The following is a 23,774-nucleotide window of genomic DNA, read 5'->3' on the forward strand; positions in this document are numbered from 1 at the left end:
CAGTTGAGGGCGAGTTCTACTGTCTAAAACTGTCACCGCTCTTAAAGCGGTTTGCATCGGTCGGTGTTAGCGCACCGGCCTTTTATGTCTCCATTATACCAAGAACACTTTTTTGCCGCAAATCAGGGGGTTACTAAATTGGGTGCCCTTCACGTTCCTATCGACGAATCAAGTTCTTTACCCGTCCCTGAATTTCATCACGAACAGCCCGAAAAACCTGCAGCTTGTCCGCCTCGGTGCCCTGCACCTTTGCCGGATCCGGCAAAGGCCAATGCTGCCTTTCAACGGCCGGCGGCGTCACCGGACAGCGGTCCCGGGCATCGCCGCACAGGGTCACGACCAGATCAGAATGTTGCAAATAATCCGGGTCGATGACTTTCGACTGATTATGGGAAATATCGATCCCTTTCTCAGCCATCACTTGGACTGCCAACGGGTTCAGCCCGTGGGCTTCGATCCCGGCGCTGGCGACCCGCCAAGCGGGGCCTAACATTGCCTTGGCAAACCCCTCCGCCATTTGGCTGCGGCAGGAATTGCCGGTACAGAGAAAATAGACCTGCGGCATAACCATCACACCTCATTTTTTGCTGGTTTCAAGCGCGCTCATTATACCATTGGCGGCCGCCAATAGGGTGGTTGCTGCCCGAGTCGAGACAAAACTGCCGGAAAAACAACCAGAAACAGAATTGCCACCGCGACATTAATTAATGCACCTGCAGAAACGACGAGGCCAAATGCGAAGCACCCTTTTACCAGCGGCGGAGCAGCGACGGGCCGCATGGCTTTTCTTAAACCAAAGGCCAGGAAGAGGCTTGAAATCCCTAGCAGGACCAAACACATGGCGACGAAATATTGCCCCAGGGCATAATCCACCCCAAAGTATGGCTGTGTCAGTTTATACCAGCAGTAAAGGGAATAACCAAAAGCATAAATAGTTGCAGCATAAACCACTGCCGCCACCAGCGCCAAGACGATCACTCCGGCGTTAGACCTTTCCTTCATATTATTATCCCGCCCTTCAACGGCTGCCTATACCATTTCACATGATTACGATAACACGGCAATACATTCAACAACAAGACGGAATTACCCTGACGCGGTGCTCCGCTGAGCGGAAGAACCTTGACGGATGGTGCTAATGCGAGGAAAATGCGCTTTGCGGAGTTAAAAACACGGTCTGGCCGGTAGTCCAGACGCAGCCTTCGGGCTGTCAGTATCCTTCCTTCCTGGATGTCCATACTTCGTGAATCGAAATTAGGAGGGGTTAATTTGACAACAACCAGTCAGTTAACAGTGTTTTTCGATCAGGCATTTTATCGTGGTGTTTTTGAACGCACCATCAATGGCCATTATCAAGCCGCAAAAGTGACTTTTGGTACGCAGCCGCCGACGTACAACCAAATTCAATCCATGATTGCCGGCCGGTGGTCAACACTGACTTGGGCTAGTGGTGACCAGACAACTGCGTTAGCCAGCTCGGCGCAATCGGCGCAGCAGCGCAAGCGTCAAGCCCGCCAGGCGATACGCGGCCGGGGCAGCAGCCCGCAGGCCAAACAGGTTTTGAAGCTGGCGCATAAACAGAATTTGGTGCTTAAGAAGAAGCGCCGCAAGGAAACAAAACAGGCCCATGCGCTCAAGGTACGGTTAAAGAAACAAGAAAAACGCCTTGCAAAACATCGCGGCCACTAAGGCATCGATAATGCAAAATCCCACCCAGCACTTAACGCTGGATGGGATTTTTTGTTTTCTCGTATCGTCACGCTAACTGGATCGCAGTCTACTCCGCTTCCTGGCGCTCGCGCCGAGTCTTGTTGTACGCCATCAAGAAATAAAATGGGACCGCAATGGCCAGGGCGCCAAAGCCCCAAGCAAACTGGATCAGCGTCACTTGGGTCAAAAGCCAAATACTGACCACAATGGCCAAGACGGGAATCACCGGACCAAACGGCAGGTGGAAGTTCGACGGGACACCTTTCTTCGTCTTCATGAAGACCAGAACCGCCAAACAGGTGGGAATATACTGGGCAAACCGGGAAATAGCGCTGATTTGTGCTAAGTAGTTAAAGGTCCCGGACAGCGCCACGATCAAGCCGAGGGTGGAGGAGACGATGATCGATACCCACGGACCGTCTTTTTTGTTCACCTTGGCGAGTGCCGGGGGCATCATGCCGTTTTCCGCCAGCGCTACCCCGGACCGGGGCGTGATGTAACTGGAGGCGACCAGCAATCCGCCGGTGGACAGCAGTGTGCCGGCCTCGACCAGCGCACTGCCGAAACTGCCGGCTATCCGACCAAAGGCAGCTTGAATCGGGGTGGTGGAATTCGCTAAGTCGGCACCCAGAATACCGGTGCAGACGACTTGAATCAATAAGTAGAAGGCCAACACGATGAGCATCACGATCACCAGAGCGCGAGGCAGGTTATGTTCCGGATCGCGCATATCACCAGCGGCGACCACGACGCCCTCAAAACCGGTGAAGGCATAGAACATGGTGACGGCGGCGGGGCCAAAACTGCCGCTAGTGTAGTGCCCGCCCGGGAATAATGGCGTAAAATTGCCGCCTTTGATGAACCAAATACCAATGGCAATGAACAGCACCAGCGGAATCAGCTTGGACACCGTGATGACGTTGTTCACGACCTTCGATACCCGGACGCCGGCAATGTTCATGATCGCCAGCAGGATAATCAAAGTGGCGGCGATCACGTCTTTCCCAATCGTCGTGGCGGCATACGGGAAGATCGAACCCAGCGCAGTCGTAAAAGCGACGGCCATGGTAGCTTCCGCGATGATCCGGATCGCCCAGGTGACAAAGCCGACTTCGAAACCGACAAAGCCGCCAAAGGCATCCTTGGCGTACAAATATGGGCCGCCGTTGGCTTCAAAATACGTCGCCGACTTGGCAAAACACAACGCGATGGCGAAGACCAGCAGCGCGTCGAAAATCAGGACAAAAATACTGGCCGTCCCCATTAATTTAGCGGCGGCATTGGGCAGCAGGAAAATACCTGAACCAATAATGCCATTAATGCCTAGAAGAATAATACTTGAGAAACCGAGTTCGTTTTTCTGATTTGTGGCTGCTTTCATTTAAATCACGCTTTCTTGCCGGCCCGGGCGACCAGATCCTGGAATAAAGCCAGGGCCGCTGGATCCCGCTGCCACATGTTTTCCGGGTGCCATTGGACGGCCAGGATATCGTCGCCTTCTTGCAGCTCGATGGCTTCAATGACGCCGTCCGGCGCTGTGGCGGTCGCTTTAAACGGCGTGGCCACGGCTCGAACAGCCTGATGATGGCGGGAGTTCACTTTGCTCTTGGCACCGATAATGGCGTTGATCTGCGACCCGGGGGTAGTGGTCACATGGTGGGTCGGAAATTGGCCCGGTGCTTTCTGACTGTGCTGAATCTGGCAATCGGGATCCTGGGTACCCAAATCTTGATACAAGGTGCCGCCAAACGCGACATCGATGATCTGGATGCCCCGGCAGATACCGAGTTGGGCCTTATGCTTCAATGCGGCTGCCTTGATCAGGGCGATTTCGTATGCGTCCCGCTCGTAGTTGGTCCGGCCGATTTGGGGAATGGGCTCTTCACCGAATAACGTGGGGTCAATGTCCGGCCCACCAGGAATGACCAGGCCGTCAAACGTATCGACCACGGCCTGGGCGGCCTCCGCCGCCTCGGCAGGATCCTCCGGGAATGGCAAGACAATGGGAATCCCCCCGGCCGCCAAAATACCCTCTACCAGCTGGCGCGGTGCAAACGGTGCGATGTTTTCGTTGATCACCGGCGACGGCTTGACTAAGGAATCTGCTGTAATCGCAATAATTGGTTTCACGATTTTCACTCCATTCGTTACTATTTTTAATAATGTGCTCATTTTAGACCACCAAACGATGAGCGTCAAGCCTTTTATTCAGAGCTATATTCGGTTATATGAATGAGAAAAAATCTTGGCAACGGTCGGTGGATTCGGTATAGTCGAGTCAGACATACTATATGGAGGAAAACTATCATGTGGATCGACTTTTTGCTTATCACCCTGCGCTTCTGTGCGCTGGGCGTGCTGGCGACGCTGGTCGGGTTAGGCTGGCTGGCCGCGGAGAAGCGCTGGCGCCGGGTCGGGCACGATGCGTGGGTCAGTCTTATCCTGCTGATCCTGGCTTACGCCACCCTGTACTTTCTGCTGCCGGAACCGAGCCTGGCTACAACGATCATGGCCAACTTAGGCAGCTTCGTCATTGCCTGTGTCGTGCAGTCGCTCTTCCTGGGCGCCATCAGCACCAAGGAATTTGCCACTCTGGTGACCGGGGATAAAAAGGCCCGGGCCGCTCGCCGGGTGGTCGGCGATTCTAAACCGAGCAAATTATTCAATCGCGGTATCGGTCTGGGCATCGGCCTGGCCGTTTTGGCTGTGCTGATTTTTTCCCTGATGAACGTCTTGGACGCCAAGCGGGTGGCCCTGAATGCCCCGGTAACGACGTATGCCTCCACGGCCAAGGCCCCGCTGCCGGAAGTAACCGATACGAAACGGCAGGCGCCGGTGGTCAATACACCGGCCACGGTCTTGACCCAGGTCAATAACTCCCTGAGTAATATCCCCAACGCCAACGTCTACTCCGTGGACCATGTCCGGGCCCAGGTCTATCGGAATAAGCTGGTCTACGTGGCGCCGCTGGACTTTGATGGCAGTTTCTGGCGCTATCTGCGGTATAAGCAGGTGGACGGCTACTTTATCACCGACGCCACGAATAAGTCCGCCGATCCGAAGTTTGTGAAAAAGCCAATGCGCTACACCCCGGCAGCCTACTTTGGCCGGGATGCCCAGCGGCTGATGTACGCGGCCACCGCTAATTCCGGTTACGTGCTGATGAACAACGCGCCCCAACTGGAAGTGGACGACAGCGGCAACCCTTACTACGTCAGCACCCTGGTCCAACGTTACGGGGTCACGAATCGTCAGGACTACCGGCATAAAGGCGTAGTCACGCTGAACGCCGTGACCGGCGCCCTGCATTTCTACAAAAACTTGAAGGATAAGCCGAAATGGCTGGACGTTGCGGTGGATCCCACCACCGCCAGCGGTCAGATCGGGGCCTGGGGCCGGGAACGCAACGGCTGGTGGAACGCCAACGGCTTCGGCGGTGCGCGCCAAGGTGTCATGGTGGCCGTGACCGGCGCCGGCACCGAGGGCGATGACGAAGACGTCACGCCGATGCTGTACAACGGTCAGATCTATTATCAGCAGTCCCTGACCAGCGCCAAGTCCGCCCAGACCTCCGTCATGGGCTACGCCTTCACCGACGCGGCCACCGGCAAGAGTTACTACTATAAGGAAAATGCTGATGCGATGACCCCGGACCGGGCCCAGCAGCTGGCGAAGGACATGATGAAACAGACTGGTTGGAAGCCGAAGATGCCGATGCTTTACCGGATCGCCGGCAAGCCCACGTGGGTCGTGTCCATGCTCGATACCAGCAATGCCTTCCGCAGTTACGTCTACTTGCTGGCCTCCGGTAACGGCACCCAGAACACGGTGGCCACCGGTACCGACGCCGACACGACGCTGACCAAGTACCTGGACCTGTTCGGCGACAGTTCGGCCGCCACCGCCAGCGGCGGTAAGAAAGAGAAGGTCCAGGGCACCGTCTTCCGCACCAGCATTGACGGCGATACCCTGTACCTGATGCTGAATGATAAAAAAGTCGTCTACAGTGTGCCGCTTAAAAACGATCCCTTCGCCCGCTTTATTCAACCGGGCGACACCGTCAGTTTCACCGCCCGGGTCAGCGACACGACCGGGTTAGCAACGACCAAGGTAGCAGACGACAAGCTGCCGCAGTAAGAAAGCCGGTGAACGCATGGATTTCGATTTTTCAGAGTTAGAGAAAATGAATACCGCCGCTGATTTCAACGGCGCTCTGGCAGTAACCACGCCGGACCGCGTGCTGTATACGGCCAGCCGGGGCATCGCTGATTACGCGACGGGTATCCCCTTCACGTTACAGACCACCAGCGGCATCGGCTCGGTGAGCAAGCAGTTTCTCGCCACGGTCGTCCTGATGCTGGCCGCCGAAAAACGGCTGCACTTGACAGACAAGCTGGCCGAGTACCTGCCGGAATACCGCTTTGCCGATCAGATCACGCTGCGCCAGCTGCTGAACATGGCCGCCGGCGTGCCGGATTATGTTGACGTCGTGGTGGACCAAGTCGTTGCGGGCCGGCCCATCGCCACCCCCGACGACGATCCCCAGGTGAACCGGGCGGTGGGCGAAAACATCCCGCTGACCCAGGCGTTGGCCCTGATCAATCCGCTGCCGCTGACCTACACGCCGGGCAGTGAGAGCCGTTATTCCAATTCCAACTACTTGCTGCTGGGGACGGTGGTGGAACGGATCCTGGGTGCACCGTTAAGCGTGATTTTTGCCCAACGCCTCTTTGCCCCCCTAGGCATGACGCAGACTAAATTAGGCACCCAATACGCCCAGGCCGACAGTTATCTGCGCACGGCCGACAACCGCTTGATTACCATTGGCCGCGGTCACCATACGGCCGGCGACGGTGGGATCATCACGTCGATCACCGACCTCACTCGCTGGGCCCAAGCTATTTTGCAGCACCGCTTCCTCGGCCCTGCCGTGTGGCAGGAAGCGATGACGTTGTATAAGGATTTCTACGGCTTTGCCTGGCTGCGGCGCGCCGGATGGTCCTGGCACGGCGGCCGAGTGCTGGGCTTTCAGGCAGACATTTACGTCGCGCCAGCGCAGCAGTTGGCGACCACGTGGGTGTATAACGTAACACCGGTGGATGATCCGCGGTTGGCGACGTGGTATCAGCAGCGGGACGCGTGGCACGCACGGTTACTGTAATCAACATATTATCTACGCCAGATCAGTGTATTTGGCGCAGATAAAAATGAGGCTGATCCCGTGATGGGGAATAGCCTCATTTCTATTTTCCGGGTTAGGCAAACAAGCAGCTTACTTCGCTGGTGCAAACGTGCCATAAGTGACCGGAACGAATTGGCCGCCTAAATCAAAGTAATATTGACCGCCAATCTGCATCGTGCCGTACGCTAACCAGCGTGAACCAGCCGGCAGGGAACCAGCGTACTTCAGTGTCCCATTACTCAAGGTGTATTTCGCAATGCTCCAACTCGGATGCGCAGCGTACCTCACTGTGAAGACGCCGCGGCCCAGTTTGCTGGGATCGGTTGTCGTACTGGTGCTGCCGGGCTTTGCCCCAGTCACATCCTCAACCTGCAAAATCTGATCGCTGCTGACAAAGTAACCAGTCACTCGGGTTGTGCCATTGGTGGTGACGGTGCCATAGCGCCAGCCCGTACCATAGGCCAGATGGCCATTCACCTTGCCGGTCTTCCAAGAATATGTATCCGCACCCGCTTTATTCGCCACATAAACCACGCCGTTTTGCTTCTGAACGGTAGACACACTATTGGGATCGGTCGTCACATCGGCTGCGGCGACGTATTGATTGCCGCCGACGTTGTAAGACAAATCACCGCTAGCCGTGGTTATCTTAGTAAAAGCCCGCCAGCCACTGCCAAAGGACAGTGTGCGACCGGTCTTCTTGGTTAACTGGGCATCCGAATAAACCGGGGCGCTGGCCTGTTTGACGTACACTGTCGTCGGATTCGGCAGGGCCTCACTCTGCGTCTTTGGGGCCGTCGTCACGGCACTGGCCGCCGCCTGGCTGGTAGCAGCCAGCGGTGCCGCCGCTAAGGCAACCGAACTCAGCAAAGTGGCGGCAAGAAGAACATGTTTACTCAATTTCACTTGGTAAAACTCCCTTCCTGGTACGCCCTTATTTTAGACCTTCAACGGTCAGAATAAATCACCTTACAGAAATGTAAGATTGTACGCAATCAACGCCACTGAGCAGCTTATCTACGCCAAATTGGCCGAAATGGCGTAGATAAAAACTCGCTGGCGAGATATCAAACACTGAATACCCCAAAAATGCGTGCTTCCCAATTGCGGGGGCACGCATTTTCTAATCCAAAATTACAGACGCACGATCTGGCGACTGATCTGCCCGGTATGATCCTGACGAATCACGGTCAAATTACCAAACACTGGAATATCATCCACGAAGTACAATAGATCACCGACCGTGGTGTTTTCTTTCTGCCATACCACGTAGAGCTTGTCGCCCCGCGGGGTGGTCAGCCGTACGCCGTAACAATATCGCGGATCAACCACTTGGGCGGACGTATTGCCAGCCTGACGCGACGTCAGCAGCGAGACGTCCTGCCAGATACCCGTCGGCGCGATGACCAGGTCGTTGAAGCCCTGGTCTGTGAAATCCTGGGTCAGCGTCAGCCGCTGCAACTTGCTCAACTGGTTATACTTGGGCGAATACAGTTCATCGCTGACGGTACCGCCGGCGGCATGACTGATGATGGTGGTTGACCCAGCCTGCCAATGTCCAGCCCCCTGAGCCGTCACAGTCAACTCTGGCGCAAAGTTCAGCGGAATCGTCATCTGGTTTTCCCCCGCCGCCACCGCACTATCCAGGGCGATCCAGGTATGTTCTTCCGTCAGCCAGATAAACTGGCGGGTGATGGTCCCCGGAGTCCCGCCAGCAGGCGCGACGCGGTAAATACTGGTCACGACGCTCAAACCCGGCCCATGGAAAACCATGCCGGCCTGAGGTTCAGCTAAAGATTGGAACGACCAGCTGTCTGTCGGCGGATCGTAGTTTTCGCCATTAAGCAGGACCGTGTTGTGCGCGGCGGCATCCTTCAGCGCCCGCCGCTCCGGACTGTCCACGTAAGTGTAGCGGCCGGGATCAACCACGACGGACTGCCCGCCCAACACCAGATCGAAGTGGCCGAGGTTGGCGTGACCGTGACCGCTGCCGATATTGCCGTTGATCACATGCCAGTAATCCGCGTCGCTTTCCCACGAGGAGCGGCCGAAGTAATTCCCGCTGGCTGGACTGTCCACGACCTTGTGGATCGGGTAATAGTTGAAATCAGTGAGATGGAAATGACTCAGGTGGCCAATGCTGACTAAGAGATAGTCCAGCATCGGCGCCATATGGGGCGTGAGCGGCGTGGTGCGATGCAGACACATGTTGGCTGTCTGGATCAGTCTGTCGATCTGGACCGCATCACTATCCCCAACCTGCCGCAACTGGTGATTCGGCAGTACATACTGGGCGGCAAAGTCGTCCATCGCCAGCAGCTTGCGGGTCACCAGCTCCGGTACTGGTCGGCGATAGCGGTCAAAGGCAATCTGCACCGCCAACAGATCCCGCCAAACCTCCAAGAAGTACAACGCCGATTGCTCCCAATGAACGCCGTCATCGGTGATCTGCAAATCGCACATGGTCTCTAATTCCTGCATCGCCCACTGCATATCCTCGGCGGTCAAGGACCCCGGATGCAGCACGCCGTAGACCAGGGGGCCGGTAACGATCAGCACGCCCCAGTTGGATAGCAGATAGTGGTCGGTGAAATGCGCACGCAGATAGGCCATCTGCTGAGTCACGACATCTTGAATCTTGGCTTGGTCGGCCGCCGTGAGCATTTCTGCCTGCATTAACGCCTCCACCACCGGCGCCCAATTCATCAGCCGGATGCCGGTATCAATTGTCCGCCACGTCTTCGGCAGCGTCAGATTGGCGTCGATCCAGGCGATGATCAGGGTCTTGGCATCTGCCAGATACTTTGGATCATCCTGCGCCTGGCTGGCCAGCAAGAGATCCAGCAAATATTCCTGCCGTTTCAACATATACAGCCACTCCGGATCGCCGTTGGGCGTCTGCTGCCACGTGATGGGGTCCATGTGGTAAACCACATTGGTCGGCTCCATATCGTAGGGATGATCATAAATGAACTCCCGCTGCATCACGCGGTCGGCGTTCTCGATGGCGGCCGCCGGGTCTAATCGCCGCTGGGCGATCAAGTGCTGGACCTGCTGCGGCCAACTTTCTTCAATTGCCATGACTTGTTTGCTGCTTTCTAAAATGTCCTCAAATGCATACACATCTGGTCTATAGTGTTGCTTCAAATTTAGACCATCAAGAGGACAGTGTTTAATCGATTTCGTCAAAACGCCGATATTCCCCCAGCTGAACAAGCCAGCTGGGACAGTGACCGACTGGAGAATCATCTCTGAATGGTTGCCCATTCTGGCGGTGGCCCCGCCGCAAATGCGATTAAATTCTGGACCGCATTTTCATCCCGGTTGATGACCAGCCCGCATTCATAACAGCGGTACACGTCATGCTGATGATAAATGCTGTCGCCTTGGAGCGTCATCTTGCCGCCGTAACTGTTTTCGGTTTTGATGTAACCGCAGTTGGAACAGCGCTGGGTCGACGGATAGAAACGGTCCGCGATCACTAGGCGGCGATGGTGCCAAAGCGACTTGTATTCAACCGCTGTGCGGAACCGGCGGAAGAGACTGCGCTGCAGGCTTTTGACCTTTTTCTTATCCATCATCATGGATCGGACGTTGAGATCCTCCAAGCAAGGAGCGGCGTAATCCCGGATGATTTGGTGGCTGAACTGATGAATCAAGTCATCCTGCAAAGCGTAGACCTGCTCATAAGTCCGATTCAGTTTAGCCTTCAACCGTTGATAGTTCTTGGACCGGAAATGGTGGGGATTGTCCCGTCGTTTCCGATTCAAGCGCTTTTGGTAAACCTTAATGCGCTGATGCAGAGCCGCCATCCTGGGAGTGAAGGTGTTTACTTCGCCACCGTTCCAGCTGAAGTGGCCCACGTTGACGTCGACGCCAACGATATCCCAGCTGTTGGTAAAGACCGGCCGGGGCAGATCCTCAACTAAGACGGTGATACTGGCATAGAATTTGTTACCGCGCTTGGTTATCGTCACGGTTTTGATCTCGCCAGTAAAACGCAGGGTCTCAGCCATCTTGATCTTGGTGAAGCGGTGAGTGCTTTCGCGAGGCTGATCCAGGGTCAGAAACTTCCCGTTCACTACCCCCCGGTCGGTCGTAAAACTCTGCTTGAGATCTCGCTTACTGTGAAACTTAGGCTTGCGGGCATCCGGCATGTTCGGATTAAAGAAGTTCTGCCAGGCCTGATGCAACCGATGGACTGCGGTTTGGAGCACGCGCGCTGACATCTGGTACTGCCAGTCGGCTTTGCTCTTCACCAGTTCGTTGCGCACTTTACGCCCACTGGGTCGCAGTTTCTTGTTCTTCATGAGCAGCGATTCTTCGTACATTCCGTTCCAAGTCTCTAGCCCTTTGTTCCAGCAGAAACGGTTGTAGTCCATCAGTTCAGTGATAACCGTGACCATTTCGGCGTTGGGGTAAATTCGGATTTTGTGGGTTTTGATTGGCATTCGATTCACCTCCTCATGTATCAAGGATACTAAATCGAATATACGTTTGTCTTTTTTTGCGCTCACCAATTTGTATCAAGAATCAGTCAGAAAAGAGGCGGAATATGATACAAAACGGTCTAGGCTCCTGATGGTCTTTGATTATCGTTGGTTACATTTGATGGCCTAATCAGCAATCATTCCCATCCTCCTTCCAAAAATGGTGGCGGCCGCTCCATAAGAAAGCGCCGCCACCATCAGTCTACCAGATTAGGAACGGATCGTTCTGCAATTTCAGCAATGCTTCAATGTAGAAGAAATCCGCGTAGATCATATTCACGTCCCGCTCCTCTGCACTGTGGTACATGGCCGTGGCGCCCTGGACGATGCCATCGGCAGCCGGATCAAAATCCGTGTGGTTGTCCGTGACGTGCTTCAGCAGGCGCACGCCGCCGTCCCGATACAGCGCTTGGTCCCCGGCATCACTGACTTGACCCAACAGCAGCAAACCATTGGCCGCGATCACGGCGGCACTGGTATCAGTGTACACCGGCGTGGCCGGCGCGCGGAAATCAACGACCACTTCGTCCCCCACCGCCGCGGTATTGGCCAAGAAGTAGTTGGCCACCCGCTTGCTGGCGGCCAAATAACGCGGATCGCCGGTATGCAAGTAACTCAGCGCAAAGCCGTAAATAGCCCAAGCCTGCCCCCGGGTCCAGGAAGACTCCGGGGCATACCCCTGCCCTTGGGGACGATCCGCCACTGCGCCGGTATCTGGATCGAAGGCCACGATGTGATACACCGAGCCATCCGGGCGCAGGTGGTTGGCCAACACCGTGTCCGCGTGGGCCACCGCCATTTGGGTGAAGCGAAGATCGCCCGTCACTTGGCTGGCCCAATACAAGATGTTGATGTTCATCAGGCTGTCGATGATCACCCACCCGGGCCGATTTTCGTTCCACGATACCAGGTAGCGGCCAGTGGGATTGTAACGGCCCTCCAGAATATTGGCCGCAATCAGTCCCCGGACTTTACCCGCCTCGTTTTCCGTTAAGCGATAGTCCGCCACACCGGCATGGAGCCACATGAAGCCGACGTCGTGGTGCAGGCCGACAAACCCATGGAGCGGTTCATCTAATCGGTCCGCCTGAACGCGGGCCGCGGCCTTGAACTGCGGGTCCTTGGTGCGGGCGTATAGTTCCCACAATAGGCCGGCATAGAAGCCATTGGTCCACCAATAGGTATCTTCGCCTTTGTCGGTGTAACGGCCGTTTTCCGGAATATAAGGGATTTTTGAACCGATTCGGGGAACCATTTGCTGATATTTGGTTAGGCTTTTGTCCCAGGCGGCTGTGGCCCAACCGGGAGTAGTGTCGATATAGCGTGTCTTGTCTTCAAGCATTGTTATCCTCCTCATGTCGCTGTGCGCTGGTTTGTGGCAGTGACAATTGCAGCATTACTCGTCCTGTTTTCCCAAACTGGTATGTGATTCGCAGGCGAAAAACATGATACGACTGGCCCAAATGATCCTGTGTAGTCAATTTCTCAACTACAGACTGACCGCCGGCACTGACTTGAAGCTGCCAATCAGCAGCCAATTGCCAGCAATTATCCTGGCCGGGAATACGCAGCGGCATTGTTGGCAGAATCAAAACTTCACTGAAACTGTTCTCGGCAGTAGTAAATTCAGTCGTATCTGTAATTAGGATCATATTTGTTCGGGTCAGAAAAGTCCGTGTCAAACTTACCACTCGAGCAGCTGATGGGTATGCCGCTGCATAATCAATAATTGTCTCATCTGCAGCAGGCGTTTGTAATGTACCTCGCGCACCCACCCCTGCAATTTGTTCATGGCCATTGATCAGTGGAACACTATGCCCCAAACTGCGCGGTTCGAGCAGTTGATACCGTTTATGATCATCAAAATAGTCGCGGGTGTATTCGCCTGACCCCAACTCGGTAACTACCGGCATTGTGGATGTGAGTAGTTCCCAGCTGCCAATATCATTGTGGTTGTGGGAAACACCGTTGTTTCCTGCTTTACTCGCTAACGCCCAATCTTTTCTTCGGCTCAACCGCCAAGACACTGTCGCCAGTGTCGTTTCAGCGGCCAAGGGGGTCGTTGGCAAAGTTTCATCGGTCCAGGCCAAGTTGTGCAGCAATACCGCAAACCGTCCGTTTTTGTCTAACGCACTATAATGAATTGGCGCAGGCAATGGTGCCCCTAAATGCCGCGTACAGTAACTGAGCAAGCCGCTGGGCAAGTCAGGGGTACGCGTCGGTGTGTCTCCAAATTTCACATAGTATCTAGGAAATAAACTGGCTGCGTACGGAAAACGCGCAATTAATTTGACCTTGGGAGCACTCAAATAATGATTATCACCAGTCTGTCGAGCTAGCTGCGCAGCGAAGTAAATATAATAGCCAAAACCGTACGCCCAGTAATCAATTCCTTCTTCACTGGCGCCATCTGGTCCGAAACCAGCCAAGAAATTTTGCATGCCCACTGACACTTTCGCCAGTATTTTTGCCAGTTCCGGCGATTGACCAGAATAATAACTTAAAGCTGCCATTCCGATGGACCCCGAACAGACTGCCGCCCAATTATTGTGCCGATACAGCCACTGCCAATCCTGTGTTAAAAAAGGAGTGAAAATCCGGCGCTGCAATTCATAGCGCACCCAGGCCGTCAGCTCCGGCGGCAAGTGATCCTGTGCCGCCGCAAGCAAATATGCCACCGTCTGACCGGTTTCGGCTGCAAAGAGATCTAAGAACGAAGCAAACGCACCCGGTGCCTTGAGACCATCCCCGTCAGCTTTAAAGAAGTGAGCCGGCAAGGCCCAGGTCGGTTCCTGGCAGACTGACCAAAGAATATCAGCTAATGCCGCACTATTATCCTCCGTTGGATCGAGCAGCCACGCCGTGCCAAATACGCTGAGCCGGCGGCGACGGGCAAAATACGCTTGCTCATAGGCCGCCCGGTCCCCTGTACGCTTAAACGCTAGAAAGTCCGCCAACGTTAATTCCGGTAATGGCCGCTTTCGTTCCTCAATTGCTTGTTGATGTATTGCACCTGTCAATGGATTATGCAGACCTTTGATAGTTAACACGGACCGCGTCACTCCCTTCCAAGCCCTTTCTGGCTAAATCACTCTGAGAAAAAGTCTCCCTTTCCCACCACCACAGCGAGAGCCGAGTCAAAACCTTTTGTCAATTCTCGCTAATCTCTTTGTACCGGATCGACTCCCTGACGTTCATTGTCGGTGAAATTAACGTTGCTGGTATATTATCGGACCCATGGCGCACGGCAGCCTTGAATTGGTGGACCGCCTCCTGAGCCCACTGATGGCCATCAAAGCCTACGGAGGTTAACCCGGGGGAGGCACTGAATGCCAGAATACTGTTATCGAATCCACTGATGGAAAGATCACGCCCGACTACCAGTCCCTTTTCAAAGGCGCCCTTGTAGATGGCCATGGCCATCACATCGTTGAAACACAGAAAAGAATCAAACCGAGCCAACAGATCGGCACTCATATCATAAGCATTCGCGTACGAAAAATCCGCACTGAACACCACCGAATCTACGTCGGTTCCCGGGTGATCCCGACTGTATAGTTTTTTAACCGTGTTGAGCCGTTCATAATTATTGATAGAAGTCTCTCTACCACTGAGAATGCAAAGGCGCTGATGAACACTTTTTGCCAATTCACCATATGCCAGAGTAATTGCTTGTTGGTTATCCATCATTACTTGTGCTTTGGCAGGCGAATGGGTACCCACCAAATACACGGTGGGTGCATGCAGGGCATCAATGATTGCCTGTTCTTGGTCGGTGATATCAAAATCAAGCACAACGATTCCCCGAAATAGATCAGACCCAATCAACTCAGGCAGCAATCGATTGACAGCCACCAAAAGATAGCCGGCTTTTTGAAACTCGTCCTGCATCTCGTCCCAGAGCTCGTTACTGAAGACACCAGAAAACGAACGGACTAAACCGCACACGATCGGCGTCGTCTTGCGGGCTAAAATTTGTGCCGACATATGGGGCACATACTGAAACTCTTCTGCGATTTGCAGTATCTTCTGTCGCATCGCTGCACTGACTCCAGTGTTTCCGTTTAATGCGTAAGACACTGTTGCGAGTGATACACCTGCCTCTTTGGCAATATCTTTCATTGTGATATGTTTCATCGTCGTCTCCAACTTGATCAGATTTTTGAATTGGTCAGTTAACCCGTGAACCTACCAGTAATTCATATTTTCCTGAGTAAGTCCGATCCAGGTTAAGCATTCCAATTATTATGTCCAAGCAGACGGCCTTAGGCAAGCAAACACCATTCGCTAAATTGCTAGCACCGTTTGGTATTCCTTCAGCAGTCGCGCATCAGGTGACTGCTCGGTACCGATAAAATATGGCTCAATCCGCAACATGGTCGGGGTGAGCGTCGCCAGAATACATATGCCAGCCATTGGCAATCCTACATCAGGAGTGGTGTATGACGGTACATCAACCAGCAAGCCAAAGGGGGCCTGCAATACTTTTGCGACGCCTAAACCGTTGTGGATGTGCCCAGACAGGAAAACAATCTCCGAGTAACGGCCCAGTATTTCTTTGACCTGGCTGTCTTGTTCGCCAAAACCGCCGTATTCTTCAGAACGTGAATGGGTCCCCGTCAGCGCCTGATGGGAAATAACAACAATTGGTCGGGTACTCTCTTGGCGGATGGCTGCTAGTGACTGATCCAACCAAGTCAGCTGTTCCGATGATAGCCAGCACTGATCTTTTAACGGTCGTTCAGTACACAGACGGAGGATACGAAAACCATCCACTGCAATTTGACCATAAAGTTGTGCACCACCATTAACTTCGGTTTGAAAATCTTGAAAAATGCGGGTTGTTTCCCGCCATGGTGCAAACCGCACATCAGCCAAACGATCAGTTTCAGGTCGCCAATCGATCTTCCAATCATCCAACCACCCTTGGGCATCTGGCCGTTCTGCCTGACCATTCTTGCGTCCGCGGACATCGTGATTACCCAGCGTACATTGATAGGCAGGAAAACCAGCGGCGGCATAAATCTGTAATTGCTCAGCAAAGACGTCCGCTTCAGACATCGTCGTATAATCACCGCCATGAATCAGTAATGCCGCTGGTGCAATCTTGCGCATGTTTTGAACAGCTATGGCGATATCAGCATTACTAACTCCCGCGGTCGGCCGAGCAGCCGCATGCGTATCGGTAATCATGAAAAACTGCAATTCTGGACTCATAGCTGAAGCTCCTTTGCCTGATGCTGGTGGCGATTTCCTTCAAAAGGCTGGAAACTCCGGCGGAAAATACCGGCCAGGATCACTGCCAAACCGGAAAATCCAATCGTAATTAAGCCAAAGCCAACCAATAATGCGCCAAAGAAACTGAATGTAATCAGGCACACGAGGGCCACGAAACCAACCACCAGAATGAGACTGTTTTGCCACTTGATTAGGGTCACCAACAGACAAGCCCGGAGCGTCGGCCAAAAACCGTCATCGCAATAAGCGGCATAAGCAAAGCTGTAGAGACTTGCCGGAATGAAAATGAATAACGCTGTCAAAATTCCCACTACGCTAATCAAATAGCCAAGTAATGGCAGGAGCGGCAGTAAACGGTACGCGCCAAGGAGCAATGTTCCAGCGATCAGATTGACCCCGAATAACGCTGTGCCGCGCCCGAAATTGCTGAGCCAAGCCCTTAGATAGGTGGTCACGACAAACTCGTTCGTTCCTTGGTGCAGCTTGATCGACACCGTCGCCAAAGCTACACGGCTCGCGCCAATGGTGACCACTGGCAGGGATGTCAAAATGAAGAGCACATTCAAGATAAACAAATCCACCAAGCGGCCCATGAACTGATATACTTTATTATTTTGATCCGTAAAAATACGCATCAGCCTGGCCCCCCTATTCTTTGACGGAACCGATCATGACGCCTTTGACAAAATACTTTTGTAAAAATGGATAGATCATCAAAATGGGGACGGTAGAAATGACAATGGCCGCATACTTGATCGTTTCCGCAAAAGTATTGATGTCGTTCGTATTGGCCGCAGCGGAATTGAGCGTCTGATCATTAGCCAACAGCACCGCCCGCAGAATATTTTGAATCGGCAGCAAATTGTTGTTCTCAATAAGGATCGACGCGCTGAACCAGTTGTTCCACGTACCAACGCCGTAATACAATAGCAAAACCGCCAACGTCGGTTTGATCAACGGAATTACGATTTTTGTCAGGACTGTAAAGTCATTTGCTCCGTCGATGTACGCTGATTCAAATAAGCTGTTGGGAATACCATCAATAGCCGATTTACAAATGATCGCATTGTACAAACTCAACGCGCCGGGAATGATCAGAGCCCACAGGTTGTCATACAGGCCCAAACTCTTCTGGTTCAAAAAGCTGGGAATTAGCCCACCGCTGAAAAACATCGTAAACATGAACATGCCGACGATATATTTTTTAAACATGACCCGGCGGGCTGCCATAAAATACCCGCATAGAATCGTCATGACCATTTGCAGCGGCAGCGAGCCAAGTAAAATCAGGAAAATATTTCTAAAGCCCGACGAGATCAATGGATGCTGCAGCGCCATTTTATACGCGCCAAAATTGAAATTCTTAGGCCATAACAGTTTGCCGACATTAGCCTGAATTGCCCCACTGCTGGAAAACGACGCGCAAATGACATACCAGATGGGATACAGGCAGGCAATAATGAGCAGCACCATAAAGCCTGTATTGAATACCCCAAAGATTCGATCACCGGTTGTTTCCTGCAATAGTTCCTTGGACCGCACCAACATAGCTCATACCTCCTTCTCTAGAACAGGCCGTGGCCGGTTGCTTTCCGGGCGATCCGATTGGTGATCAGCAGCAAAGTGACATTGACCAAAGTATTTAATAAACCAATGGCTGCTGAATAGCTGTAATCGGCGTTCAGAATACCCATCCGATACACGTACGTCGAGATGACATCGGCCACAGAATACGTTGATGGAGAATAGAGTAGCAGGATCTTCTCAAAACCAACACTCAGCAAGCTGCCCATTCTCAGAATCAGCAATATGATAATAGTGGGTTGCAGGCCCGGTAATGTCACGTGCCACATCTGCTGTAACCGACTCGCCCCATCGATCCGGGCGGACTCATACAATTCAGAGTTGATGCCAGACAGAGCCGCTAAATAGATAATCGAATCCCAACCAACCCCTTGCCAAATTCCCGAAAGCACATAATCGGTATAAAGGCACCCGGTGATGCCAGTAGATTGGTTCGTTGAACTCCGAAGAAAGCTAGAAAGTCAGGAATCAGTCCGTCTGATTGCGTAAAGAACTTGATCAGACTGCACATCACTACCAGCGAGATGAAGTAAGGCATGTACGAAATTGTCTGGACAGTTCGTTTGAAGACTTTGTTCTTGATCTCGTTGATCAGCAGGGCCAGAATAATTGGCGCCGGAAAGCCAAAAATCAAGCTCCAAATACTAATATTAAACGTATTGACGACAATTCGGGTCGCATTCGGGTCGTTGAAAAATCGAACAAAGTTGTCAAAGCCGATCCATGTGCTGCCGCTGATACCCAGACGCGGTGTATAGTCCTGGAATACCATCAGCAAGCCGTACATGGGTTTATAAGAGAAAATCAGAAAGTAGATAATAACTGGGAGCGCCATTAAATACTTGATCTTATTATCGTGCCAGTCATCTTTGACCCGCGCCGAGAAGGGCGGCTTCTGCACTACCGGTGACAAAGAACTTGGCTTCTGATTGGTCGGTACTTGTGCTTCCATTTTTGTTCCCCCTTAATCGAAAGAAAAGGAGCAGTAGCGAACTGCTCCTTCCCCCGAACAAGCAGCTGATTGCTGATGTCACTGCCGTTTCAGGTAACGGTCATAAGCATCCTGCTGAATCTTGAGATACCGATCCACACCTTGTTTTTTCAACCCAGTCATGAATGAATCAAACTGACTCATAGGCAGCTCACCCGTAATAAACTTGATGGCCCGCTCTTTGACATAGGTCCCCATGGTGTTCATGATTTGGGCAATTTCTTTGGATTCCTGCCGGGTATAACTTACGGCAGAAGGATACATTGCCTGCCGTACCTGTTTATTCCCGTTGTACCAAGTCTTGCCGGCGTTAAACGATGACGCATCGGTACGTTGACGAATCATATCCAGCAGCTGGACGCCCAGCCCGTTCCCCGTGTTGCGGGTATACAATTGGGTTTGGGTCAGCAAGTCATATTTACCTTTCGTCATCTTATCCGTGAAGGTCGGCTTGCCATCTTTCATTTCCCAAGACACGCCTTTTTCACCATAATTCCAGTATAATTGGCCCTCCTTAGTATAAGGATAATCGATCCACTTATAAGCGGCGTCCAATTTATCTTTTGAAATGGACGTTGTAATCCCAACACCCTGCGTATTGTACATATCAATCATGTAAATTGCGGTCGGTTTCTCGCCATTGGCTTGATTCGGATATGGCGCGCCAACCCATTTCGCACTGGACTTGTTACTTGCTGCAGCGGTATTGAGTTTTGAAACAACACTTTGCAGATTGAAAATAACCCCAACTTTATCGGTCGTCGCTTTAGTTTGCAAAGAATTACCGTCAGCAGTCACAAAGTCCTTATCGATCAAGCCTTCAGCATACATCTTGTGCAGCCAAGCAATGTAATTCTTCCACTCCGGCTGAGTCTGGGCAAATTTCACCTTTTTTCCATCGATATAGGAATTGGGATCCAGCCCGGCATGGGCTCCAAATGCACCGGCAAAGCCTGGGTTGAAGGTCCAGTCAGGGACAAAACCCAAAGTGGCATTGTATTTGTCATGGAATACTTTGAACACATTTTCCCATTCTGCAATATTCGTTGGCATTTTCAGGTTATTGGCGTCCAGCCAATCCTGGCGAATTTCCGGACCGATGAAGGTTGTTTGCTGCGGCGTCTCTCGGAAGAAACCGGCCATATAAATTTTGCCGCTATCCGTCTTCATTGCTCGCATATACTCAGGATGCGCCTTCAAAAACGCCCAATAGTGGGGCGCCTTCTTCGGCAGATCCTTGCTCAAATCCATGAGCACGCCATCACTGATCATTTGGTCTGCGCTGCCTAAGAATCCGTGCCAAATCATATCCGGCAATTTTTTCTGTGTAATTAACAGATTGAATGCCTGGCTGAAATCTGCGCCACTGGCAGGGAACTGCCAATTTACTTTGATTTTAGTTTGTTTTGCTAACTGGGTGTGAAAGGGTGATTCTTTCCACGATTTAACCACAGTAGCGGGAATCTCCTGATCTGACCACAGAGTCAACGTTTTGCTGCTTGATGATGTGTCGGATTGCGATCCGCAAGCCGCCAGGCCAATCATTGCCCCAACCGCTGCCATGAGCAGTCCAATCTTGCTCGATGCCTTCATGATTTTTACCTCCATTGAGAGTGCCGCCTGCACTCTGTTGCCTTCTTCCTTGTTTCGCAGATAACGCAATGGTGTGACGAAAATAAATGCGGAAATCACTGGCCTCAAAGAATCCTCCCAATTCAATCAGGCCATTATTTCTTGATCCATTGCATGCCCGCACAACGAAGAACCGCTCGCGCAAATATAGCGTCAGCCGCTTTTCAATACGGCGATACGCAACATTCCTCAGTTCCAAAAGCTTTCCCAAGGCTGAAAGATAAGCGCGCTCGCATAGCCCCCCTCACCAATAATAACCGCTGCCTTGCCGGGTCGCCGCACCCTGAGGAAGCAATTGTTGCTGGCCAAACTACTTAAGCGCTTAAGCATCTTAAGCGTATAGATGTAAGCGATTTTCGTCAACACCAGAACGAAGTTGTTTAATAGAAACTGTCAGTGAACTATTCATCATAGTATCAATGGTTGCAGCCCTATATAACATTATTCGGACAAATTAGTGTCGCTATTTATCTTGTTCCGGATAAATTTACACGGTGTTTTCAGAGCAATCGTCATTCAAGACATGAAAAGAGCGCTCTTCCTAATTTTCAAGAAACAGCGCCCTACACTGGTTATTGCGGATAAATAAGGTCGTCAGGCCGCACCGCTTGATACAACTGATACGCCCCATCCAGATTGCGCACATGCATAAACCCATTCTGCCGTAGGATCCGTTCTGCAATATACGCCCGCTGACCGCTGCGGCAGCTCACAATGTAAGCCTGACTCGGATCGAGCTCGCCAAGCCGAGCCCGCAGATCATTCAAGGGAATGTTCAAGGCCTTGGGAAAATGACCTTCGGCGACTTCATCGGGATCACGCACATCCAGCAGTATCGCTCCCCGAGCCAATGCATCCGCCAGTTGATACCACTGAATGTGCTCACTCAGTCCGGCCATGAGGTTTTCTGCCGCATAACCAAGCATGTTCACTGGATCTTTGGCCGAACCGAATGGCGGCGCGTAGGTTAATTCCAATTCCGGCAGATCGCTGACGGTGAGGCGGCCCTTGATAGCCGTAGCCAGGACGTCGATCCGTTTATCCGCACCGTCAGGACCGACCGCTTGGGCACCGTATAGCTCACCGGTTTTCGGATTGAACACTAACTTGAGGTTCAAGTCGGTGGCGTTTGGAAAATACCCCGCATGGTTTTTTCCGAGGACGTGCACCACTTGCATGGGCAGCTGGGCCTGTTGAGCGGCACGTTCGCTGAGGCCGGTCATTGCCGCGGTCGTATTGAAGACCCGGACGATGGCAGTACCGATGCTGCCGCGATTTCTTTGGGGCAATCCGGCGATCACGTCGGCCACTTGCCGGCCTTCCCGATTCGCGGGCGACGCCAACGAGATCAGCGCTGGCTGGCCAGTGATTTGCTGAGTGACGAGAATTGCGTCGCCGAGGGCATAGATATTGGGTTGGCTGGTTTGATACTGGTCGTCCACGATGATTCCGCCCTTGAAGCCCGTTTTAATGCCGGCTTGCTGGGCCACCTCAGTATTCGGTCGAACGCCGACGGAAAGAATTGTCAGATCAGTGGTCAGCGTTCGGCCATCAGCCAGTTGGGCCTGCTGGCCACCGGCCGTAAACACCGTGACAGCCTGCCCGGTAATCACTTGGACACCATGATTCGTCAGCTCCCGCTGCACGAAGGCGGCCATTTCTTCATCCAACGGCGGTAAAAGATGGGGCGCCTGCTCAACGATCGTCACTGCCAAGCCGCGGTTGCGCAGATTCTCGGCCACTTCTAATCCGATGAAGCCGCCGCCGACCACGAGGGCGCGGCGCGGCTGATTGGTGCGCAGGTGAGTCATGATGTCGTCCAAATCGGGGATATTGCGCAGCACAAAGGCGTTCTTGGCTTCTTTCAATCCTGGAATTGGCGGCACGACGGGACTGGCGCCGGGGGCTAAAATCAGTTTATCGTAGCTCTCCGAAAAAGGCTGGCCAGCGGTGATGCCGGTCACGATTTGGCGTTGCGGATCAATGGCGGTAACCGTATGATTCGACCGCACGATGAGGTTGAACCGATCCCGCAATGCTTGGGGTGATTCAACGATGAGATCATCCCGATCGGTTATTTCCCCGGAAATATAATAAGGCAGCCCGCAATTGGCAAAGGACACATAAGGGCCCTTCTCCAACACCACGATTTCTGCGGTTTCGTCCGACCGGCGCAAGCGAGTAGCTGCGGACATACCGCCAGCGACGCCGCCAATAATGACTACTTTCATCTCAACAAGCCTCCATTCTGATTACTTGTACAATACCATGCCGCGGCGAGAAGCTGTATCATTAGCTGCGCCAAGTTTCTTTTAATGCCCCGATTGACTGGCGGTCAACCCTGATCGGGACGTCGATTTTCTTATAACTTGCGATTGTAGTACACCGTTGTGCCGATCCAGACGTAGAAATACAGGTTCGTCAGGGCCGTTGCGAGAGCAAAAATTGTTAAGATGACGGCCGTTCGGATAAAAATGTAGCTGATCCCGCCCAGCACGCTCACGGTAATCAGCACGCCCAACATGATGCGCATCGTTTGCGCGCGGCTGCGTTCGTTAATCACCCGATTGCGCTCATCCTGGGCTTCAATGGCGTCCTGCTTTTTTGAATCCGGCGAAAACCCATTATTGATCGGTTCCACATTATTCAATTAATGGGCCGGACGATGGATACCATTCGCACTCAATGTTTAAAGCAACTCGACAAGCATTCGCGGGAATATAAAGTACTGAAATCACTATGGCGCCTATTCCACAAGGCCAACCCTGACGCACAAAAGAGCCGCTACCTCTTCGGCCTGAATGAGTACTCGACCGAACAGAACGCTATTGATATTGGAACCGATACGTTTCCGGCCTTCAAAACAGCTTATGAAACCTACATCGATCTCCACGATGCTTTGATGGGGCGTCACGCTGATGAACTCAAGAATATCATCACTAACTAT

21 protein-coding genes and 1 pseudogene are annotated in these 23,774 nt (G+C 52.7%); 4 read left to right on the forward strand and 18 right to left on the reverse strand.

Features of this window, described 5'->3' with window-relative positions; all coding sequences use genetic code 11:
• Nucleotides 1-157: 157 nt before the first annotated feature.
• On the reverse strand, nucleotides 158-565 hold the full coding sequence (arsC, locus tag H627_RS0108940) for an arsenate reductase (thioredoxin) (protein WP_027828690.1): 408 nt from the start codon (nucleotides 563-565) through the stop codon (nucleotides 158-160).
• A gap of 41 nt (nucleotides 566-606) precedes the next feature.
• Nucleotides 607-1,002 carry a hypothetical protein gene (locus tag H627_RS0108945; RefSeq protein ID WP_027828691.1) on the reverse strand — a complete coding sequence of 132 codons (396 nt, stop codon included), beginning with the start codon at nucleotides 1,000-1,002 and terminating at the stop codon, nucleotides 607-609.
• Nucleotides 1,003-1,269: 267 nt separating this feature from the next.
• On the opposite strand from H627_RS0108945, the gene H627_RS0108950 reads away from it, so the two are divergent.
• The gene (locus tag H627_RS0108950; RefSeq protein WP_027828692.1) at nucleotides 1,270-1,689 is read left to right on the forward strand and encodes a YjdF family protein; all 420 of its coding nucleotides are present in this window, start codon (nucleotides 1,270-1,272) and stop codon (nucleotides 1,687-1,689) included.
• Between the two features lie 88 nt (nucleotides 1,690-1,777).
• Here the strand turns inward: H627_RS0108950 and H627_RS0108955 are convergent, their stop codons facing one another.
• The gene (locus tag H627_RS0108955; protein ID WP_027828693.1) at nucleotides 1,778-3,091 is read right to left on the reverse strand and encodes an APC family permease; all 1,314 of its coding nucleotides are present in this window, start codon (nucleotides 3,089-3,091) and stop codon (nucleotides 1,778-1,780) included.
• 5 nt (nucleotides 3,092-3,096) lie between these two features.
• On the reverse strand, nucleotides 3,097-3,840 hold the full coding sequence (locus H627_RS0108960; protein ID WP_027828694.1) for a gamma-glutamyl-gamma-aminobutyrate hydrolase family protein: 744 nt from the start codon (nucleotides 3,838-3,840) through the stop codon (nucleotides 3,097-3,099).
• A gap of 177 nt (nucleotides 3,841-4,017) precedes the next feature.
• On the opposite strand from H627_RS0108960, the gene H627_RS17640 reads away from it, so the two are divergent.
• Both H627_RS17640 and H627_RS0108970 read left to right on the forward strand, forming a co-directional pair.
• Nucleotides 4,018-5,847: a hypothetical protein gene (locus H627_RS17640; RefSeq protein ID WP_051225309.1), complete on the forward strand. Its 1,830-nt coding sequence runs from the start codon at nucleotides 4,018-4,020 to the stop codon at nucleotides 5,845-5,847.
• A gap of 16 nt (nucleotides 5,848-5,863) precedes the next feature.
• The gene (locus H627_RS0108970; RefSeq protein WP_027828695.1) at nucleotides 5,864-6,871 is read left to right on the forward strand and encodes a serine hydrolase domain-containing protein; all 1,008 of its coding nucleotides are present in this window, start codon (nucleotides 5,864-5,866) and stop codon (nucleotides 6,869-6,871) included.
• Between the two features lie 111 nt (nucleotides 6,872-6,982).
• Here H627_RS0108970 and H627_RS0108975 read toward each other — a convergent pair whose 3' ends face one another.
• The 14 genes from H627_RS0108975 to H627_RS17670 form a co-directional block, all read right to left on the reverse strand.
• On the reverse strand, nucleotides 6,983-7,798 hold the full coding sequence (locus H627_RS0108975) for a hypothetical protein (protein ID WP_027828696.1): 816 nt from the start codon (nucleotides 7,796-7,798) through the stop codon (nucleotides 6,983-6,985).
• A gap of 228 nt (nucleotides 7,799-8,026) precedes the next feature.
• On the reverse strand, nucleotides 8,027-9,973 hold the full coding sequence (locus tag H627_RS0108980; protein ID WP_035440465.1) for a heparinase II/III domain-containing protein: 1,947 nt from the start codon (nucleotides 9,971-9,973) through the stop codon (nucleotides 8,027-8,029).
• Between the two features lie 164 nt (nucleotides 9,974-10,137).
• Nucleotides 10,138-11,343, reverse strand: a complete 1,206-nt coding sequence (locus H627_RS17645; protein ID WP_051225310.1) for an RNA-guided endonuclease InsQ/TnpB family protein — start codon at nucleotides 11,341-11,343, stop codon at nucleotides 10,138-10,140.
• 241 nt (nucleotides 11,344-11,584) lie between these two features.
• Nucleotides 11,585-12,724, reverse strand: coding sequence for a glycoside hydrolase family 88 protein (locus H627_RS0108990; protein WP_081674820.1), 1,140 nt, complete (start codon nucleotides 12,722-12,724; stop codon nucleotides 11,585-11,587).
• Complete coding sequence (locus H627_RS17650; protein WP_051225311.1) at nucleotides 12,717-14,432, reverse strand: heparinase II/III domain-containing protein; 1,716 nt, start codon at nucleotides 14,430-14,432, stop codon at nucleotides 12,717-12,719. Before H627_RS17650 ends, H627_RS0108990 begins: the two co-directional genes overlap by 8 nt.
• Nucleotides 14,433-14,532: 100 nt before the next feature.
• Nucleotides 14,533-15,519 carry a LacI family DNA-binding transcriptional regulator gene (locus H627_RS19255; protein ID WP_051225312.1) on the reverse strand — a complete coding sequence of 329 codons (987 nt, stop codon included), beginning with the start codon at nucleotides 15,517-15,519 and terminating at the stop codon, nucleotides 14,533-14,535.
• Nucleotides 15,520-15,669: 150 nt separating this feature from the next.
• Nucleotides 15,670-16,599, reverse strand: a complete 930-nt coding sequence (locus H627_RS19260; protein ID WP_027828699.1) for a metallophosphoesterase family protein — start codon at nucleotides 16,597-16,599, stop codon at nucleotides 15,670-15,672.
• Nucleotides 16,596-17,255, reverse strand: a complete 660-nt coding sequence (locus H627_RS0109010; RefSeq protein WP_027828700.1) for a YesL family protein — start codon at nucleotides 17,253-17,255, stop codon at nucleotides 16,596-16,598. Before H627_RS0109010 ends, H627_RS19260 begins: the two co-directional genes overlap by 4 nt.
• Before the next feature lie 13 nt (nucleotides 17,256-17,268).
• Nucleotides 17,269-18,168, reverse strand: coding sequence for a carbohydrate ABC transporter permease (locus H627_RS0109015; protein ID WP_051225313.1), 900 nt, complete (start codon nucleotides 18,166-18,168; stop codon nucleotides 17,269-17,271).
• 17 nt (nucleotides 18,169-18,185) lie between these two features.
• Nucleotides 18,186-18,596, reverse strand: coding sequence for an ABC transporter permease subunit (locus H627_RS20645; protein WP_226999210.1), 411 nt, complete (start codon nucleotides 18,594-18,596; stop codon nucleotides 18,186-18,188).
• Nucleotides 18,545-19,156 carry an ABC transporter permease family protein gene (locus tag H627_RS20650; protein ID WP_226999209.1) on the reverse strand — a complete coding sequence of 204 codons (612 nt, stop codon included), beginning with the start codon at nucleotides 19,154-19,156 and terminating at the stop codon, nucleotides 18,545-18,547. The genes H627_RS20645 and H627_RS20650 overlap by 52 nt, the downstream gene beginning before the upstream one ends.
• Before the next feature lie 78 nt (nucleotides 19,157-19,234).
• Nucleotides 19,235-20,788, reverse strand: a complete 1,554-nt coding sequence (locus H627_RS0109025) for a type 2 periplasmic-binding domain-containing protein (protein ID WP_027828702.1) — start codon at nucleotides 20,786-20,788, stop codon at nucleotides 19,235-19,237.
• Nucleotides 20,789-21,399: 611 nt separating this feature from the next.
• Nucleotides 21,400-23,058, reverse strand: coding sequence for an FAD-dependent oxidoreductase (locus H627_RS0109030; protein ID WP_027828703.1), 1,659 nt, complete (start codon nucleotides 23,056-23,058; stop codon nucleotides 21,400-21,402).
• Between the two features lie 131 nt (nucleotides 23,059-23,189).
• Nucleotides 23,190-23,477 carry a hypothetical protein gene (locus H627_RS17670; RefSeq protein WP_035440468.1) on the reverse strand — a complete coding sequence of 96 codons (288 nt, stop codon included), beginning with the start codon at nucleotides 23,475-23,477 and terminating at the stop codon, nucleotides 23,190-23,192.
• On the opposite strand from H627_RS17670, the pseudogene H627_RS17675 reads away from it, so the two are divergent.
• Nucleotides 23,451-23,774: pseudogene (locus H627_RS17675) on the forward strand (transposase); the annotation flags it as partial. The gene H627_RS17670 and the pseudogene H627_RS17675 sit on opposite strands and share 27 nt — an antisense overlap.

It is taken from the genome of Schleiferilactobacillus harbinensis DSM 16991 (assembly GCF_000425885.1).
Lineage (GTDB): Bacteria > Bacillota > Bacilli > Lactobacillales > Lactobacillaceae > Schleiferilactobacillus > Schleiferilactobacillus harbinensis.

What these genes read in the sequence shown, in the direction of transcription:
- H627_RS20650 (WP_226999209.1), bottom strand. Translation starts at nt 19,156, where the DNA reads ATGGAAGCACAAGTACCGACCAATCAGAAGCCAAGTTCTTTGTCACCG.
- H627_RS0108990 (WP_081674820.1), bottom strand. Translation starts at nt 12,724, where the DNA reads ATGCTTGAAGACAAGACACGCTATATCGACACTACTCCCGGTTGGGCC.
- H627_RS0109025 (WP_027828702.1), bottom strand. Translation starts at nt 20,788, where the DNA reads ATGAAGGCATCGAGCAAGATTGGACTGCTCATGGCAGCGGTTGGGGCA.
- H627_RS0108970 (WP_027828695.1), top strand. Translation starts at nt 5,864, where the DNA reads ATGGATTTCGATTTTTCAGAGTTAGAGAAAATGAATACCGCCGCTGAT.
- arsC (WP_027828690.1), bottom strand. Translation starts at nt 565, where the DNA reads ATGCCGCAGGTCTATTTTCTCTGTACCGGCAATTCCTGCCGCAGCCAA.
- H627_RS0108945 (WP_027828691.1), bottom strand. Translation starts at nt 1,002, where the DNA reads ATGAAGGAAAGGTCTAACGCCGGAGTGATCGTCTTGGCGCTGGTGGCG.
- H627_RS0109030 (WP_027828703.1), bottom strand. Translation starts at nt 23,058, where the DNA reads ATGAAAGTAGTCATTATTGGCGGCGTCGCTGGCGGTATGTCCGCAGCT.
- H627_RS0109015 (WP_051225313.1), bottom strand. Translation starts at nt 18,168, where the DNA reads ATGTTGGTGCGGTCCAAGGAACTATTGCAGGAAACAACCGGTGATCGA.
- H627_RS0109010 (WP_027828700.1), bottom strand. Translation starts at nt 17,255, where the DNA reads ATGCGTATTTTTACGGATCAAAATAATAAAGTATATCAGTTCATGGGC.
- H627_RS19255 (WP_051225312.1), bottom strand. Translation starts at nt 15,519, where the DNA reads ATGAAACATATCACAATGAAAGATATTGCCAAAGAGGCAGGTGTATCA.
- H627_RS0108980 (WP_035440465.1), bottom strand. Translation starts at nt 9,973, where the DNA reads ATGGCAATTGAAGAAAGTTGGCCGCAGCAGGTCCAGCACTTGATCGCC.
- H627_RS17640 (WP_051225309.1), top strand. Translation starts at nt 4,018, where the DNA reads ATGTGGATCGACTTTTTGCTTATCACCCTGCGCTTCTGTGCGCTGGGC.
- H627_RS17645 (WP_051225310.1), bottom strand. Translation starts at nt 11,343, where the DNA reads ATGCCAATCAAAACCCACAAAATCCGAATTTACCCCAACGCCGAAATG.
- H627_RS19260 (WP_027828699.1), bottom strand. Translation starts at nt 16,599, where the DNA reads ATGAGTCCAGAATTGCAGTTTTTCATGATTACCGATACGCATGCGGCT.
- H627_RS0108955 (WP_027828693.1), bottom strand. Translation starts at nt 3,091, where the DNA reads ATGAAAGCAGCCACAAATCAGAAAAACGAACTCGGTTTCTCAAGTATT.